This is a genomic window from Microbacterium sp. CJ77, assembly GCF_002911615.1.
Classification (GTDB): Bacteria; Actinomycetota; Actinomycetes; order Actinomycetales; family Microbacteriaceae; genus Microbacterium.
Genome location: NZ_PQBR01000018.1, coordinates 1 through 15,003, shown reverse-complemented (window position 1 = coordinate 15,003; position 15,003 = coordinate 1). Strand labels below are relative to the sequence as shown.

Here is a 15,003-nt window from a genome sequence, read left to right as displayed (position 1 = left end):
TCGACATTGTATCGTCGGGCGCGCATTCACTCGGGATGCCCGCGCGGCGGACTATCCTTCCAGAGGCGACTCGTGGACAAGAGCGTGCCGCGAAGGAGAGGCCTCAGTGCCGCGATCATGGGTGGTGAATCGAGCGCTGCTCGGCGTCGTCGCGTACATGGTGGTGCTCGCGGGCGTGTGCGTGTGGACCGTTTTCGGGGGGTCACTCCTTGTTCTCATTGCGGTGGCACTGCCCCCCGCGCTCGCGCTCGTCCGTTCGCGTCTTCCCCTGAGCGCGAGCCTGGCGCTCTTGCTGGTGGTGTTCGCGTGGACGATCCTCGTGTTGTTCATCGTTTCGCGATACACCATGATTTCCCCGATCGTTCTCGTGGTGACGCTCGCGGCGACTGTCGGGGCGCTCAGTGTTGTTCGCCTCGCGACCGCCGGCTCGCCCTTCACGAAGTCGGACGCGGTCGACCTTGGCTTCGCAGGCACGGGCGGGCTCGTTTGGTGCTCGGTCATCCTCGCGGCTGCCGTCCTGCCTGGCGGCACCCCCGTCTCGTGGGCGATGACCGGCGATGCGGCGAACAATGTCCTCTTCGCGCGTACCCTGATCGAGCAGGGTGGCGTCAGCGTCGGCATCGGCCAGAACCCTGTCCCGCTCACAGCAGCCATGATCGCTCTCTTCACCCTGCCCGCGGCAGTGTTCGGTCCGCCGACGGTCGGCTCCGAGATCACCGCGCTCGCCGAGATGTGGTCTTTCGGAATCGTCGCGGCCTGCATCATGTGCGGCGCGCTCGCGCTCAGCCTGACAAGGCGGCGATCAGCACTGGGCCTCGTCGCGGTAGGGGTCTCCTCGTTGCTCCCGCTCGGCTGGTTCCTGTTGTCAGGACCGATCTTGCTCGGCTTCGTGAACTTCCATCTGACGATTGCCGTGCTTGTTGCGAGCCTGGTGGGCCTTCTCAACGCCAATCGCGCGATGCTGTCATCGTTCGTGACGATCTCGCTGTCGCTGGGCGCCGTGCTCGCGCTGTGGGCGCCGCTTGCGGGGATCCCCGGAACCGCACTGCTGCTCGTTGTGATCCTGCACGGCAGACGTCTGCTGGCACTGCGGCGTGGCCGGCTCGTCATCGCCGTTGCGGCGCTCGCTCAGCCTCTCGGCCTGTTCTTTGCGCTTTCTGTGCCGAGTGTCTTCGGACAGGGGCAGGCATTGCAGGAGTCCTCCGGGGCGGTCTTCGAGTTCAAGAAGGTCATCCTCGTCGTACTGCTCGCGCTGGCGGTCATCTTCGCTCTCTCGCATGTGCGCGCGACCAGGTCAGCCGGTATGGGATGGGTGCTCATCGCGGTCGCAGGCGGCGGAGGCGTGTGTCTTTCGGCGCTGTTGTGGCTTCGTCGCGACGAAGCCAATATCTGGAACTACTATCAGTTGAAGTTCCTGTGGTTTCTGATGGCGATGCTTCTGATCATCGGCGTCGCCGCCGGACTGGCTTTCGCTGCATCGATCGTCGGACGGCGCTCGCTGGCCGGGCTCTCCGTCCTCGTCGTCTTGGTGACTGCGTCGGGTGTCAGCGAGTTCGGCAAGGCCACGGTGCCGACGTTCAACAGGGATGCGCAAGCGCTTCTGAGTCCGATTTCGCGGATTCTCGCTGGTGACTTCTTCTCGGTCGGAGAAGATGACCGCGTCTTCCACCGCGTCGTGGAGCTGATGGGCTCCGACGAGAAGAAGATTCTGTGGGAGTCGAGCGATCCCGACGAGGATTCGATCATGTTCTGGGTCGTCCAGATGTCCGCGGCAAGCGTCGACGACGTCGATCTGCGGGCCTATGCCTACTATCACGACGGCCAGTCGATGGACGATCTTTGCTCGCTGCGTGAGCTCATGGGGCCGCCGGTCGCTCTCATCACAGCCGACGCGGAGATCGCACGGCGTGCGGAGGAATCGTGCGGGGAGCTAGGTCCGATCCGCATCGAGCAATGACCGCGTCAGTCCCTTACCGCGACCCAGGGTGCCGATCTCGCCGTTGTAGGATGAGGGCACCATGCTTGAGCCCACTGTGAGAACGCTCATCATCGTGCCCGCATGGAACGAGTCCCGCAACGTCGGCAACACCGTCCGCGAGATCCTCGATCAGTTCGCTGAGTACGATGTGGCCGTCGTGGACGACGGGTCAACGGATGATACGGCGCAGGTCGCCCGTGATGCCGGGGCCCGCGTGCTGGTTCTCCCGTTCAATATGGGTGTCGGAGGCGCGATGCGCACGGGATTCACCTACGCGCAACGCCACGGGTACCACCGCGCCATCCAGGTGGACGCCGATGGACAGCACAATCCGCGCGACATTCCCCTCGTGCTCGCCGGTCTCGAGCACGCCGATATCTCGATTGGCGCTCGCTTCGCCGATGTCGGCGACTACCAGGCCAAGGGCCCGCGCCGATGGGCGATGATGTTCCTCGCGAGCGTGATCTCGCGCGTCGCGAAGACCCGCCTCACCGACGTCACGAGCGGCTTCCGCGCCGCGAACCGTCGGGCGATCGATCAATATGTGCGCTACTACCCCGCTGAGTATCTCGGCGACACGGTCGATTCTTTGGTCAGCGCGATCCACTCCGGGCTGACCGTGACCCAGGTGCCCGTAGCAATGCGGGCACGCGTGCACGGCAAGCCAAGCCAGAACTTCATCGGTTCCACGATGTACCTCTTGCGTTCCGTCTTCGCGCTGACGCTGGCCCTCATGCGCGGGCGCCGACGGCCGACGGAGGCTCCCGCATGATCGTCCTCGCGGGCATAGGCCTCGCCCTTCTCGTGCTCGTCATCATCGTGTCGCTGCTGTTGCGCCGCCAGCTGCGTGAGAAGTACGCGACGTTGTGGATCGTTATCGGCCTCGTCATCCTTGTTCTGGCACTCTTTCCGGGCCTGCTGCTGTGGCTGTCAGGGACGCTCGGCGTCGAGGTGCCCTCCAACCTGATCTTCGCGCTTTCTCTCGTATTGCTTATCGGTGTTGCGCTCCACCTTTCGTGGGAGCTCTCACAAGCGGAGGACGAGGTGCGTCGCGTCGCAGAGGATGTGGCGATCCTCCGTGCAGATGTCGAGGAGCTCAGGATTGCCGCGTCCTCAGAAATCGACACGGGAGGCGTAGGGCAGGCCTTCGTCCTGCCAGCCGAGGCCCAGCACGCTGATCCTCGAGCCGGCGATGACGAAAGCTGAGTCCGCGGCATCCGGACTACGCACTATCCTCATCGCGACAGCGGTCGCGGGGGTGTTGGGCTACGCTATCCAGCTACTCGCGCCCGCACTTCTGCAGGACGACGCATCGTACGTCACCTTTTCGGTCTACTGGTCGACGCTGTACTTGTGTGTCGCCGCGCTGTCCGGTGTCCAGCAGGAGATCACGCGTGCGTCCCGCCCATCAGTCGGCCAGCTTGAGACTGGTGTCCTCCGGAAATTCACACTCATCGCCGTCGCCGCTGTTGTCCTGGTCCTTGCAGTTCTCGCGCTCCTGTTCGGCCGAGCCATACTGCCAGGGTCGACCATCCTTCTCGCGTTGTCGCTGATTCTCGGCGTCGTCGGCTATCTGTTTGTCGCCGTGCTCAGCGGGGTGTTTTATGGGCTTCGCCTGTGGCGCGATGTCGCTTTACTGACGATCGTGGACGCGGGCCTCCGCGCGGCTCTGGTACTCACGGCGTTGGCGGCGAACTGGTCGCCTGAGTTGGTCGCGTTAGCCGTTTCGTTGCCGTTCGGTCTGGCATTCGCCGCGACGTGGTGGCGCACTCGTCGATCGGTCGTGGGCGCATTCCGCCTAGACGTGGGGCTCTCTCGCCTCGTCGCCAACACCGGCGGCACGATTGCCGCGGCGGCGGCGATGGGCGTCATGATGAACGGCTTGCCGATGCTGCTGGGTATCGCGGCTGATGGTGCTGCCACGGCACAGCTTGCCGGCTTGATCCTGGCGATCACCATCACCCGCGCCCCGATCGTCATTCCCCTCCTTGCGATGCAGAGCTATTTGATCTCGTTGCTTCGAGGTGCCGATGAGGTCGTTCGACGTCGAGTGCTCATTTCGCTCGCTGCCGGCTTCATTGCCGTGGGGGTGTTGGCAGGTGCTGCTGCGCTGTTCGGGCCGTGGGTGATCGCTTTTGTCTCTGCCGGGCGGTTCGATATCGAATCATCGATGATGGCGGCGATCACCGCGAGCGCCGGACTGGTCGCACTGATGTGTATCACCGGGCCTGCCCTGCTGGGAGAATCACGCCATGCCCCATACGCGGCAGGCTGGGTCGTGGCGGCCGCGCTCACGGTCGCCACCCTATTCCTGCCGCTGGCGCTGGAGCCCAAGTTGGCGTTGTTGCTTCTCCTGCCTCCGTTCGGGGGCCTGATCGTTCACCTCGTTGCTCTGTGGCGACGCAGGCCACTCGTCCTGCAGCAAGCAGATGGTATCTAGGCCTTCGAGCTCTCCACGTACTCGCGCACGGAGGTCGCCCAGTCGACGTGCGGCTCCCATCCGAACTCGTCCCGCAAGCGTGCAGCAGAACCGACGATCCGCGCAGGGTCACCGGGGCGTAGCTTCGCCTCGTCGACAACCACGGGCGGGAGGTCTCGACCGAGGGCGCTCGCGATGACCGAGAGCACTTCGCGCCCGCTGCGCGCCGCCCCCGACGCCACGTTGTACACCGCGTGCTGATGCTGAGGTGCCGCGGCAAGCGTCAGATAGGCGCGAGCGACGTCCCGTACGTCCGTATAGTCGCGTGCGGTTTCGAGGTTGCCGACCCGGAGCGGCTCGTCGCGTGCCGTCCTGCTCAACGACGTCGTCAGGTCTGGAACGAGAAAGCCAGGGCCCTGACCGGGCCCGATGTGGTTGAAGGGGCGCGCGACCACCGTGTCTAGTCGCCGGTGGGCGTAATACTGAGCCTGCGACTCGATGAGGAGCTTCGATACCGCATAGGGAGAACTCGGTGATGTCGGTGCAGATTCATCGATGGGAGCATCCAACCCTTCGGCGCGATAGACAGAGCCCGAGCTCACCACCACCACTCGTGTCGACGGCGAGTTCAACAGAAGGGATTCACACATCGCGGTCATGATCGCGCTATTGGTTTCGATGTATCGCTGTGGCGCGGAGAATGATGGGCCCACAGCCGCGAGCCCGGCAAGATGTATCACGGCATCCACCTCGACGTCGATCGGCCATCCCTCCGACAGATCGGTCTCGATGTAACGCTCGCACCACGGTGCAACACCCGGCGGGGCTTGTTCCTCACGTCCGATTGCCCACACCACGAATCCCTCGTCGTGCGCGAGCCGGGCCAGGTGGCTACCGACGAATCCGCTGGCGCCCGTGATGACGAGCGTTCGCGCGTTCACGGGGTCCGGGTGCCGGATTCTTCGGACTGAACCGCGAGGTCGTGAGCGACCATGCGGCTGACCAGTCCGGGGAAGTCGACATCTCGTCGCCAACCGAGCACCGACTCGGCTTTGGAGGGATCTCCGAGCAGGATGTCGACTTCGGCGGGCCGCAGCTGCGCGGCGTCCTGCCGGACATAGGGCCGCCAGTCCTCGATGCCCACCTCGGCGAAAGCGAGCGTGAGGAAGTCCTCGATGGAGTGGGTCTCGCCTGTCGCCAGGACGAAGTCGTCAGGCTCGGAGTGTTGCAGCATCTGCCACATCCCCCGGACGTAGTCGCCCGCATAGCCCCAGTCGCGTTTGGGCCAGAGATTGCCCAGATCGATGTGGCTCTGGCGCCCGAGACTGATGCGGGCCACAGCATCCGTGATCTTGCGCGTGACGAACTCCTTGCCACGGCGCTCACCCTCGTGGTTGAACAGGATGCCACACGAGATGAACATGCCATAGCTCTCGCGATAGTTCTTCGCGATCCAGTGGCCGTACAGCTTGGCGACGCCATAGGGGCTGCGCGGGTGGAACAGGGAGTCCTCGGTATATCCGTTGCCAGGCCGGTTGTAGTCAAGCCCACCGAACATCTCGCTCGTGGAGGCTTGGTAGAAGCGGGTGCGCTCGCTACGGCCCGTGATACGAATGGCTTCGAGGAGATTGAGTACCCCTTTGCCCGTCACGTCTGCTGTCAGGGTCGGGTTGGCGAATGAGAATCCGACGTGGCTGACGGCGGCGAGGTTGAAGACCTCGTTGGCATCCGAACGTTCGAGTGCCCGCACGAGGGATGCTGGATCGGTGAGGTCGCCCTCGATGACGGTGAGTGTCGGGAACTCCGCCTGTAGCTGGGCGCGACGCGGGTTGTTCTGGCCCCGAACCAGCCCGTAGACCGCGTACCCCTCCGCGAGAAGCAACTCTGCGAGATGCCCGCCATCCTGCCCGGTGACCCCGGTGATGAGGGCGCGTTTTGGTTCTGCCATGTCTGTCCTTCAGTGGAGGGTGTGCGCATTGGGCGACACGGTTCGATCTTACGAAGAGGCCAGGACGCGCTCGAAAACAGCCAGCGTTTCTCGGGCGGTGCGATCCCAGGTGAATGTGCGCTCCTGCTCGTACCCGGCGGCGGTCATCTCCGCCAGCAGCTCGTGGTCGTCGATCGTCGTGGCGATGAGTTCTGCGAGCGCGGCGTCGTCGTTGGCGCGGAAATAGCGCGCAGCGTTGCCACCGACGTACCGATGCACATCGATGTCGCTGAGCAGTACCGGCACACCCGCGCTCATCGCCTCCAGTGCGGGCAATGAGAATCCCTCCGCGAGCGAGGGAATGGCCAGCACACTTGCCGTCGAGTACAGATGAGCGACTTCGGAATCGTCTACCCATCCGCGCAATTCGACCCATTCGCCGACATCGAACTCTTCGACGATCGGTTGCAGTGGATCGTCGCCCCGGCCGCCGGTGATGACGACCCGAGGGCGCCGCTCGCGAGGCAGGAGCGCGATCGCTCGAGGCAGCGAAGCCCAGTTCTTGTGGGGGCGACGATTGCCCATCGCGAGGATCATCGGTCCCTCAGAACCGGCCAGGCTTCGATCGACCCCCTGCGGATGTCCGCCCGCGAGGGGTACGACATCGATCAGCCCCGGGTCTGTCGACAGGTACTTGACGATCTCGCTGGCCGAACCGGGGCTGTCCGTGATGATGCGTGCCGCGTTCCGCGACACAACCCGTTCCATCCACTTCACCGGTGCCGTATAGAGCGGGGTGGACATGAACTCTGGATGACTCCAATACAGCATGTCGTGCATCGTCACGACGTGGGGCATCTTCGTCCGACGGGGACCCAGGGTCGCGGGCGAGTGAACGAGATCCGCCCCTGCCTTGTGCGCGGCGCGCGCGACCGAAAAGAGCTCGCCCCATGCCCAGGCGAATCGGTTCTCGCCGCTGATTCCCGAATCGATCGTCTCGCCGGGGAACCACGTGCGATCCAACCGATAGCCTTCGGAACTGAAATAGCCGATGAACTCCCAGTCGGGCGCGACGTCGCCGAGGCGGCGGTAGGTCTCGCGGGCGTAGACCTCCATGCCGCCCTTCGTGCCCGTGTACGACAAAAGATCGACCAGGACACGGGGCATGATCCCGAGTCTATCAATCGGTTCCGTGCACCCCGCGGCGATGCCAGCTCTATGCGACCCGTTGTTCCGCCGGGGCGCCCGCTGATCGACGCCCTCGCGTCGCCCGCATGATCGGTCGCTCGACCAGAAGCCAACTCGCCGTCGCGAACACGAGCGTCACGAGCACATTGATCCCCATGAATGCCCCGATTCCCCACCCCGCCACGCCGAGCAGCACGAGCAGCTGCGCGGTCGGCCACGCGTAGATGTAGAACCCGTACGACACGTCATGCTTCGCGATGATGTTCGGTTGTCGGATGATCGTGCTGAGCCACAGCAATCCGTAGGCCAATAGGGGTGCCGCCAGTTGCCCGCCGAACCCGGGGATCAACGCGATCGGCACGAGCGAGCCCACCAGGCAAGCGATTCCGATCGACGTGCGCATGCCCCAGCGGTCGAACACGACATAGGCGACGACGCCGCCCAGAAAGAAGGGCAGGAGCTTGAACAGGAGCGTGAAGTCGAGGTCGAGCCCGAGTCGTCCCCAGAAGCTCTGCGTCGCGTGGATGGCGACCGCAAGGACCCAGAGCGCGACGGGGAACCAGATCGTCTTACGGAAGATGGCGAAAAAGCCGAGCACCCACACGATGATGTAGCAGAAGAACTCGTAGTAGAGGGTCCACAGGGATCCGTTCCAGGCGCCGGCGTACGGCACGGTCTGCAGGGTCCACGACACTGTGTATGACTGCACGTGGAGCCCGATGTTGCCCCAGATGTACTCGAGTGGCGTGATGGGGGTGGTGAAGAATCCGCCGAGATCTCCACGTTCGAGCAGGCCGGCAATAGGCGCGAACACGAACGCGGTCACCACGAGCACGACGATGAAAGCCGGGTAAATACGCGCGATCCGGTGGACGAGGAATTCCCCTGTCGTGTGGCGCATCCGGCTTCCCATGATGAGAAACCCGCTGAGGACGAAGAAGCCTGCCACGGCCCAGCCGCCCAGGTTTTCTCCGTGCAGCATGGGCCCGGTGCCGTTGCCGGTGATGTAGAACGCATGCGCGAACAGCACCGCGGCTGCGAGAATCAGGCGGAACAGATTGAGACTGTTGCGGCTGTGCGGGAACGCGCGGCTCGACGCGGGGGCTGTGACCATTACTTGAGCAGGCTTCGCTCGGCCATCTCTTTGAGGGACCGCTCGTAGCCGCTCTCCTCGATCGGCTCTGCGGACACCCACTCGACGAAGCGCCCGAGCCCGGTACGGAAATCGGTTCTTGGCTCGTAGCCGAGCAGTTCGCGCAACCGTGTCGTGTCTGCGGTGTTGTGTCGGATGTCGCCGAGTCGGTAGTTGCCGGTCACCGTCGTCGGAACGCTGGTGCCGAATGCAGCGAAGAGCGACGCGACGACTTCGTTCACTGTTGTCGCAACCCCACTGCCGACGTTGATCGTGTGACCCGCGGCTGCAGCAAGCGTTGAGGCGAGGAAAGTGGACTCGACGACGTCATCGATGTAGACGAAGTCGCGACTTTCGAGACCGTCCTCGAAGATGTTGATGCTCTTGCCCTGTCGGATCAGTGTCGAGAAGATCGAAAGGATGCCGGTGTAGGGGTTCTTCAGAGATTGACCGGGGCCGTAGACGTTCTGGTAACGGAGTGCGACCGGCTCGATCCCGATGGTCGGCGCGACAGTCATGATGAGCGATTCCTGCATCTGCTTCGTGATGCCGTAAACGGAAGACGGATGCAGCTTCGCATTCTCGTCGGTCGGAATCATCTCGAGGGCTTCCTCCCCCGACATGCTGACCTCGAAGTCCCCGGCTGCCATCGCCGCATCGGAGCGGTGGGGGGGATAGACCACCCGACCGTCGACGGTGCGGTAAGCGCCCTCACCGTAGATCGACCGTGACGAGGCGATCACGACTCTCGTCACCGAGTGCTGTTCGTTGGCCAGGATGTCCAGGAGCTTCGCTGTTCCGCCTACGTTCGCCTCGACGTAGCGGTCAATCTCGTACATTGATTGACCGGTGCCGGTTTCGGCAGCCAAGTGCACGACGATGCCGGCGCCTTCGAGCGCCGATCGCAGATCTTCGGCAGACGTGACGGTGCCCTCGATGACGGACGCAACGCCGTCGAGTGACCGCAAGAGCGGTGAGGTGAGTCGCGGGTCATCGCCGTGTACCTGAGGGATGAGGGAATCCAGCACCGTGACTGTGTGCCCGGCATCGACGAAGCGCCGAGCAAGGCGCGTGCCGATGAAGCCCGCGCCGCCGGTGATGAGCACATGATCGGGCATACGTGTCTCCTGTGTGAATGGATGCCGCTCGGGCTCGTGACGTCAACGTGCGCGACTAAAGCGCGAAGATGTGCGCCAGCGTAGATTGTAGCCCGGCGCGCGTTCCGTGCCGTAGGACCCCGGGTAGCTCAGCAATGGCGTGCAGCCTCGACATGGCGCGTAGCCGTGCCGCCGTAGCAGTGCGCCTCCACCCCTTCCGCGCCGCGAGGTTTCGCGCTTGCCGGTAGTACGTGCGTTCGTCGTGGAATCGACGCCCGTCTAGCAGTGTCTTCTGCGAGGCACTTCCGCCGTGACGGCGGTAGGAGAACGCGAGTTTCGGGTTGTACGCGAGACATCCTCCTTCGAACGCCACGTCCATCAAGAGTGCGAGATCCTGGATGATCGGCAGACCCTCGCGGAAGTCGATGCGTCGCAGCGTGTCAGTCCGGAACGTGAGGGACGGCCAATACAGCCAATCTCCCCTGATCAGACTCGTCGCCATCGCCTCGGCCCGGAGGACCGCGATGCCGGGTCCGCCGCGGGGGGCGAGCACGCCTTGTTTGACCCGATCGACGAGTGGACGGATGAGGGTGCCGTGTTCGTCGATCACCTCCACGCCGGGCTGGACGACGTCGGCGTCCGGCACCGCTTCTATCGTCGCGAGGACCACGTCGACATAGTTGGGATGGAGCAGGTCGTCGCACCCCAGAATCGTGATGTAGTCGCCGGTGGCTCGACGGATGGCTTCGCGGTAGTTCTCGGTGATGCCGAGGTTTTCTTCGTTGCGCGCGTAGGTGATGCGGTCGTCGTTCAGCGCTTCGAACCATTCGCCCACGGACGCGTCGGGGTAGCAGTCGTCGATCACGATGAGACGCCAGTCGTCGTTGCGCTGCGCGCGCACGGAGTCGACGGTCAGGTAGAGCAGCTCGGGGTCACCCCAGAACGGAACGAAGATCTCGAGAGTCATAGAAGCCCCAGCCTACGAGATCGTCCGTAAAGCACGCGCGGATAGGATCGAAGCCCATGGATCTCCTCATCGTCGGCTCCGGATTCTTCGGGCTTACCATCGCCGAGCGCGCCGCAGCATCCGGTCGCAAGGTGACCGTCATCGATCGTCGTCACCACATCGGCGGAAACGCCTACAGCGAGGACGAACCCGAGACGGGCATCGAGGTCCACCGCTACGGCGCTCACCTCTTTCACACGTCGAACCCCACCGTGTGGGAGTACGTCAACCGCTTCACGACCTTCACCGACTACGTGCATCGCGTCTACACGAACCACCAGGGCGTCGTGTACCCGCTGCCGATCAATCTCGGCACGATCAACCAGTTCTTCCAGGCGGCGTACTCGCCGTCCGAGGCGCGCGCGCTCGTTCACGAACTGGCGGGCGAGTTCGATGTGAAGGATGCCGCGAACCTCGAAGAGAAGGCGATCGCGCTGATCGGTCGGCCGCTGTACGAAGCGTTCATCCGCGACTACACCGCGAAGCAGTGGCAGACGGACCCGACCGACCTGCCCGCCGAGGTCATCAGCCGGCTTCCCGTGCGCTACACCTACGACAACCGGTACTTCAACGACACGTGGGAGGGCCTGCCGACCGACGGGTACACGGCGTGGATCGAGCGGATGGCGGATCACCCGAACATCGAGGTCAAGCTCTCCACCGACTTCTTCGACGCGACGCAGCCGCTGAACAAGGCGGCCACCGTCGGCCGGCTGCCCATCGTCTACACGGGACCGGTCGACCGCTACTTCGACTACGCCGAGGGTGCGCTGTCGTGGCGCACACTCGACTTCGAAGAGGAGGTCCTTCCGATCGGCGACTTCCAGGGGACGCCGGTCATGAACTATGCCGATGCAGCCGTGCCGTACACCCGCATCCACGAGTTCAAGCACTTCCACCCCGAGCGCGCCGACCGGTACCCGACGGACAAGACCGTCATCATGCGCGAGTTCTCGCGCTTCGCCGAGGGGCAGGACGAGCCGTACTACCCGGTCAACACCCCGGAGGACCGCTCCGAGCTCCTGGCCTACCGCGAGTTGGCCAAGGGCGAGAAGGACGTGTCGTTCGGCGGCCGCCTCGGGACGTACCAGTACCTCGACATGCACATGGCGATCGGTGCCGCGCTGTCGATGTGGAACAACCAACTCGCCTGACTGTCGAGCGGCCCCGCAGACGCTATACCCGGAAGCGGGACCGAGTGCCGGCACGGCGTGTCGCATCCTTTCGCGGCGCGAAGGCCGACCCCGGCCCGGAAGTAGACTCGCATGCGTGACCACCGCCGCCGTCGGCAGCCCCGGCTCCGCCCGGCGATACCTGCACTCCCTCTGGCTGCTCTCGGCCCGCGATCTGAGGGTCCGGTACGCCACGAGCGCCCTCGGTTACCTGTGGTCGATCCTCGATCCGCTCGTGATGAGCGCGATCTACTGGTTCGTCTTCACGCAGATCTTCCAGCGGACGGTCGGGCACGATCCGTACATCGTGTTCCTGATCACCGCTCTGCTGCCGTGGGTGTGGTTCAACTCCGCCGTCTCGGATTTCACCCGCGCGTTCAACAAGGACGCGCGCCTCGTCCGGTCGACGGCGATTCCCCGTTCGATCTGGGTCAACCGGATCGTGCTCAGCAAGGGCGTGGAGTTTCTCTGCTCGCTGCCCGTGCTGGTCGCCTTCGCCATCATCGCGGGGGCGCCGGTCGGCTGGGGACTTCTCTGGTTCCCGGTCGCGATCATCCTGCAGACGGCTCTCCTCGTCGGTCTCGGCCTACTGGTGGCTCCGTTGTGCGTCCTGTACACGGACCTCGAGCGCACCACGAAGCTGATCCTCCGCGTGCTGTTCTACGCCTCGCCGATCATCTACAGCGTGGGCGACCTGCCGGGCATCTTCCCGGAGCTGGCCGCGTTCAACCCGCTGTCGGGCATTTTCACGCTCTACCGAGTCGGGTTTTTCCCCGAGGTGTGGGACACCCTGAGTATCGTCGTGGGTGCGCTGATGTGCCTCGCCTTCCTCGGGCTCGGAATCCTGGTGTTCCGCAGGCTCGAACGACCCGTGCTGAAGGAGCTCTGATGAGCGGGGCAGCCATCGAGGTGCGCGACCTCGGCATCCGGTTCCGGCGCAACCGCCGCGGACGTCGCAGCTTCAAGGATCTGTTCGCCGGGTCATCCCGTCGCGTTCGCCCGAACGAATTCTGGGCGTTGCGCAACGTCTCGTTCGACGTGCAGCCGGGGGAGTCGATCGGTGTCGTCGGCCGCAACGGTCAGGGCAAGTCGACCCTCCTCAAGCTCGTCGCGCGGGTGCTGATCGCCGACGAAGGCAGCGTGCGCGTCAATGGCGGCGTCGCACCCCTGATCGAGATCACGGGTGGCTTCGTCGGCGACCTGACGGTGCGCGAGAACGTCCGCCTGACGGCGGGACTGCACGGGATGTCCCGCGCCGAGGTCGCGCGCCGGTTCGACGGCATCATCGACTTCGCCGAGCTGCACGACTCGGTCGACACGCCCTATAAGCATCTGTCGAGCGGCATGAAGGTGCGGCTCGCGTTTGCGGTCGTCTCGCAGCTCGAGGAGCCGATCCTGCTGGTCGACGAGGTGCTGGCGGTGGGGGACAAGGCCTTCAAAGAGAAGTGTTACCGCCGGATCGACGAGCTGCTGGCGGAGGGTCGCACGCTCTTCTTCGTCTCGCACAACGAACGCGACCTGCGCCGCTTCTGCACGCGCGGTCTCTACCTCGACAAGCATCGGCTCGTGCTGGACGGCCCGATCGACGAGGTCCTCGACCGGTACAACGCCGACCACAACGCCAGGTAGCCTTCGGGCTTAATGAGCCGACGATCCTGGTTGGGCTACCGCCTTGATGGTCCGGAAGAGGATGAGCAGATCCTGCGTGAACGACCAGTTCTCGATGTAATAGAGGTCGAAGCGGAGCGCGTCTTCCCAGGAGAGCGCGGAGCGACCGTTGACCTGCCATAATCCGCTCATCCCTGGCTTCACGAGCAGACGTCGATGTGCTTCGTCGTCGTACAACGCGACTTCTGCTGGCCGCTGAGGACGTGGGCCGACAAGACTCATCTGTCCTCGCATCACATTGAGGAGTTGGGGGAGTTCGTCCAGCGAGTACTTGCGGATGAACTTGCCCACCGGCGTGATTCGCGGATCGTTGGTGACCTTGAAGAGGGGCTGGTCGGAGGTTCCCTGTGCGTCCAGGAGGCTCGCAAGTTGGTCGTCGGCGTCCTGCACCATGGAACGGAACTTCAGCATTCCGAAACGCTTGCCCCGGCGTCCCACCCGCTCCTGCCGGTAGAGGACAGGCCCGGGGCTCGAGAGCTTCACGGCGATGGCAACCGCAAGGAGGGCGCCGGAGAACAGGGTGATGAGGAGAGCGGAACCGATGATGTCGAACGTACGTTTCGCGACACGCCGACCGCCTTCGAGGGTCGGGTAGGTCACATGGATGAGCGGCAGCCCGGCGACGGGCCGAGAGTGGACTCGTGGGCCGGCGATGTCGGTGAGTGCGGGGGCAACGACGAGCTGAACATCGCGATCAGCGAGTTGCCAGCCGAGCGATCGCATCGTCCGTGGATTGAGATCGTCCGACCCGACCAGGATGAGTGTGTCGATGCGGTGCTCATCCATCACAGAAATGAGGCGAGAGAAATCTCCGAGCACCTGCAGCTGCCCGGAGTCAGATACTGCCCGGCCCGAGGGCGTCACGGCCCCGATGAGGTCGAATCCCGTGCCGTGGGTTCGAGCAATCGCCCGCGCGGTGTGGTCAACTTTGCTCCGCTCACCGACTATGAGCGCCCGATTGACATAGCGATGGTCGGCTTGCTGGCGGCGTAACCATTGGCGCCACAGCCATCGCGAGAACAACAAGAGCGCGAGACCAGCGGGTAGAACGGTGATGAACATCGGTCGTGACATCTCGGTCCTCATGAAGAAGCCCACGGCGATGATGAGTGAGAACGCTCCTACGGATGCCGCGACGATTCGTCGATATTCCAGAACACCGTGCCCGACGTAGCGCTCGTCTCGCGTGTCGAAGGCATCCAGACATGCGATCCAGATGAGCGCCACTGCGAGCATGAAGGTCATATATCCGACGTCGGGCCCATTGGGCCATAGTGACGCGACGAATCGCTGCGCCGTCAGTATCACGCCAAAGGTCAGACATACGACGAGCACGATGAACACGTCGGAAAAGAAGAGTCGTTGCGCATAACGGCGTGGCCATCGGCGGTCTGCGGGCGCACGGTGGGCCGACCG

14 protein-coding genes are annotated in these 15,003 nt (G+C 64.1%); 7 read left to right on the top strand and 7 right to left on the bottom strand.

Going from position 1 to position 15,003, the window contains the following annotated elements; genetic code table 11:
• Positions 1 to 106: 106 nt before the first annotated feature.
• From C2868_RS10415 to C2868_RS10400, 4 genes are all read left to right on the top strand, one after another.
• Positions 107 to 1,957, top strand: a complete 1,851-nt coding sequence (locus C2868_RS10415; RefSeq protein WP_146048041.1) for a hypothetical protein — start codon at positions 107 to 109, stop codon at positions 1,955 to 1,957.
• A gap of 61 nt (positions 1,958 to 2,018) precedes the next feature.
• Positions 2,019 to 2,750 (top strand): glycosyltransferase family 2 protein, encoded by a 732-nt coding sequence (locus C2868_RS10410; protein WP_103663277.1) that lies wholly within the window; start codon positions 2,019 to 2,021, stop codon positions 2,748 to 2,750.
• Complete coding sequence (locus tag C2868_RS10405; RefSeq protein WP_103663276.1) at positions 2,747 to 3,184, top strand: DUF2304 domain-containing protein; 438 nt, start codon at positions 2,747 to 2,749, stop codon at positions 3,182 to 3,184. Before C2868_RS10410 ends, C2868_RS10405 begins: the two co-directional genes overlap by 4 nt.
• Positions 3,171 to 4,418 (top strand): hypothetical protein, encoded by a 1,248-nt coding sequence (locus C2868_RS10400; protein WP_103663275.1) that lies wholly within the window; start codon positions 3,171 to 3,173, stop codon positions 4,416 to 4,418. The genes C2868_RS10405 and C2868_RS10400 overlap by 14 nt, the downstream gene beginning before the upstream one ends.
• Here the strand turns inward: C2868_RS10400 and C2868_RS10395 are convergent.
• From C2868_RS10395 to C2868_RS10370, 6 genes are read right to left on the bottom strand one after another with little or no spacing between them, the layout of a single operon-like run.
• Positions 4,415 to 5,338, bottom strand: coding sequence for an NAD(P)-dependent oxidoreductase (locus tag C2868_RS10395; RefSeq protein ID WP_181003434.1), 924 nt, complete (start codon positions 5,336 to 5,338; stop codon positions 4,415 to 4,417). The two genes, C2868_RS10400 and C2868_RS10395, sit on opposite strands and share 4 nt — an antisense overlap.
• Positions 5,335 to 6,345, bottom strand: a complete 1,011-nt coding sequence (locus C2868_RS10390; protein WP_103663273.1) for a GDP-mannose 4,6-dehydratase — start codon at positions 6,343 to 6,345, stop codon at positions 5,335 to 5,337. The genes C2868_RS10395 and C2868_RS10390 overlap by 4 nt, the downstream gene beginning before the upstream one ends.
• Positions 6,346 to 6,393: 48 nt before the next feature.
• The gene (locus C2868_RS10385; RefSeq protein ID WP_103663272.1) at positions 6,394 to 7,491 is read right to left on the bottom strand and encodes a glycosyltransferase family 1 protein; all 1,098 of its coding nucleotides are present in this window, start codon (positions 7,489 to 7,491) and stop codon (positions 6,394 to 6,396) included.
• A gap of 49 nt (positions 7,492 to 7,540) precedes the next feature.
• On the bottom strand, positions 7,541 to 8,626 hold the full coding sequence (locus tag C2868_RS10380) for an acyltransferase (protein ID WP_103663271.1): 1,086 nt from the start codon (positions 8,624 to 8,626) through the stop codon (positions 7,541 to 7,543).
• Positions 8,626 to 9,762, bottom strand: coding sequence for an NAD(P)-dependent oxidoreductase (locus C2868_RS10375; RefSeq protein ID WP_103663270.1), 1,137 nt, complete (start codon positions 9,760 to 9,762; stop codon positions 8,626 to 8,628). The genes C2868_RS10380 and C2868_RS10375 overlap by 1 nt, the downstream gene beginning before the upstream one ends.
• 55 nt (positions 9,763 to 9,817) lie before the next feature.
• A complete protein-coding gene (locus C2868_RS10370; protein WP_103663269.1) occupies positions 9,818 to 10,708 on the bottom strand; it encodes a glycosyltransferase in 891 nt (296 codons plus the stop codon).
• Between the two features lie 56 nt (positions 10,709 to 10,764).
• Between C2868_RS10370 and glf the strand changes: the two genes are divergently transcribed.
• The 3 genes from glf to C2868_RS10355 all read left to right on the top strand — a co-directional run bounded on the left by glf (position 10,765) and on the right by C2868_RS10355 (position 13,548).
• A complete protein-coding gene (gene glf, locus C2868_RS10365; RefSeq protein WP_103663268.1) occupies positions 10,765 to 11,901 on the top strand; it encodes a UDP-galactopyranose mutase in 1,137 nt (378 codons plus the stop codon).
• A gap of 115 nt (positions 11,902 to 12,016) precedes the next feature.
• Positions 12,017 to 12,808, top strand: coding sequence for an ABC transporter permease (locus C2868_RS10360; RefSeq protein ID WP_103663267.1), 792 nt, complete (start codon positions 12,017 to 12,019; stop codon positions 12,806 to 12,808).
• The gene (locus tag C2868_RS10355) at positions 12,808 to 13,548 is read left to right on the top strand and encodes an ABC transporter ATP-binding protein (RefSeq protein WP_103663266.1); all 741 of its coding nucleotides are present in this window, start codon (positions 12,808 to 12,810) and stop codon (positions 13,546 to 13,548) included. The genes C2868_RS10360 and C2868_RS10355 overlap by 1 nt, the downstream gene beginning before the upstream one ends.
• Positions 13,549 to 13,557: 9 nt before the next feature.
• Here the strand turns inward: C2868_RS10355 and C2868_RS10350 are convergent.
• On the bottom strand, positions 13,558 to 15,003 hold a 1,446-nt coding region (locus C2868_RS10350), incomplete at its 5' end, for a sugar transferase (RefSeq protein WP_103663304.1).

Bases quoted from the DNA above. Each gene is read 5' to 3' on its own strand.
- C2868_RS10385 (WP_103663272.1), bottom strand. From the start codon at position 7,491: ATGCCCCGTGTCCTGGTCGATCTTTTGTCGTACACGGGCACGAAGGGC.
- C2868_RS10355 (WP_103663266.1), top strand. From the start codon at position 12,808: ATGAGCGGGGCAGCCATCGAGGTGCGCGACCTCGGCATCCGGTTCCGG.
- glf (WP_103663268.1), top strand. From the start codon at position 10,765: ATGGATCTCCTCATCGTCGGCTCCGGATTCTTCGGGCTTACCATCGCC.
- C2868_RS10405 (WP_103663276.1), top strand. From the start codon at position 2,747: ATGATCGTCCTCGCGGGCATAGGCCTCGCCCTTCTCGTGCTCGTCATC.
- C2868_RS10375 (WP_103663270.1), bottom strand. From the start codon at position 9,762: ATGCCCGATCATGTGCTCATCACCGGCGGCGCGGGCTTCATCGGCACG.
- C2868_RS10400 (WP_103663275.1), top strand. From the start codon at position 3,171: ATGACGAAAGCTGAGTCCGCGGCATCCGGACTACGCACTATCCTCATC.
- C2868_RS10390 (WP_103663273.1), bottom strand. From the start codon at position 6,345: ATGGCAGAACCAAAACGCGCCCTCATCACCGGGGTCACCGGGCAGGAT.
- C2868_RS10370 (WP_103663269.1), bottom strand. From the start codon at position 10,708: ATGACTCTCGAGATCTTCGTTCCGTTCTGGGGTGACCCCGAGCTGCTC.
- C2868_RS10380 (WP_103663271.1), bottom strand. From the start codon at position 8,626: ATGGTCACAGCCCCCGCGTCGAGCCGCGCGTTCCCGCACAGCCGCAAC.
- C2868_RS10410 (WP_103663277.1), top strand. From the start codon at position 2,019: ATGCTTGAGCCCACTGTGAGAACGCTCATCATCGTGCCCGCATGGAAC.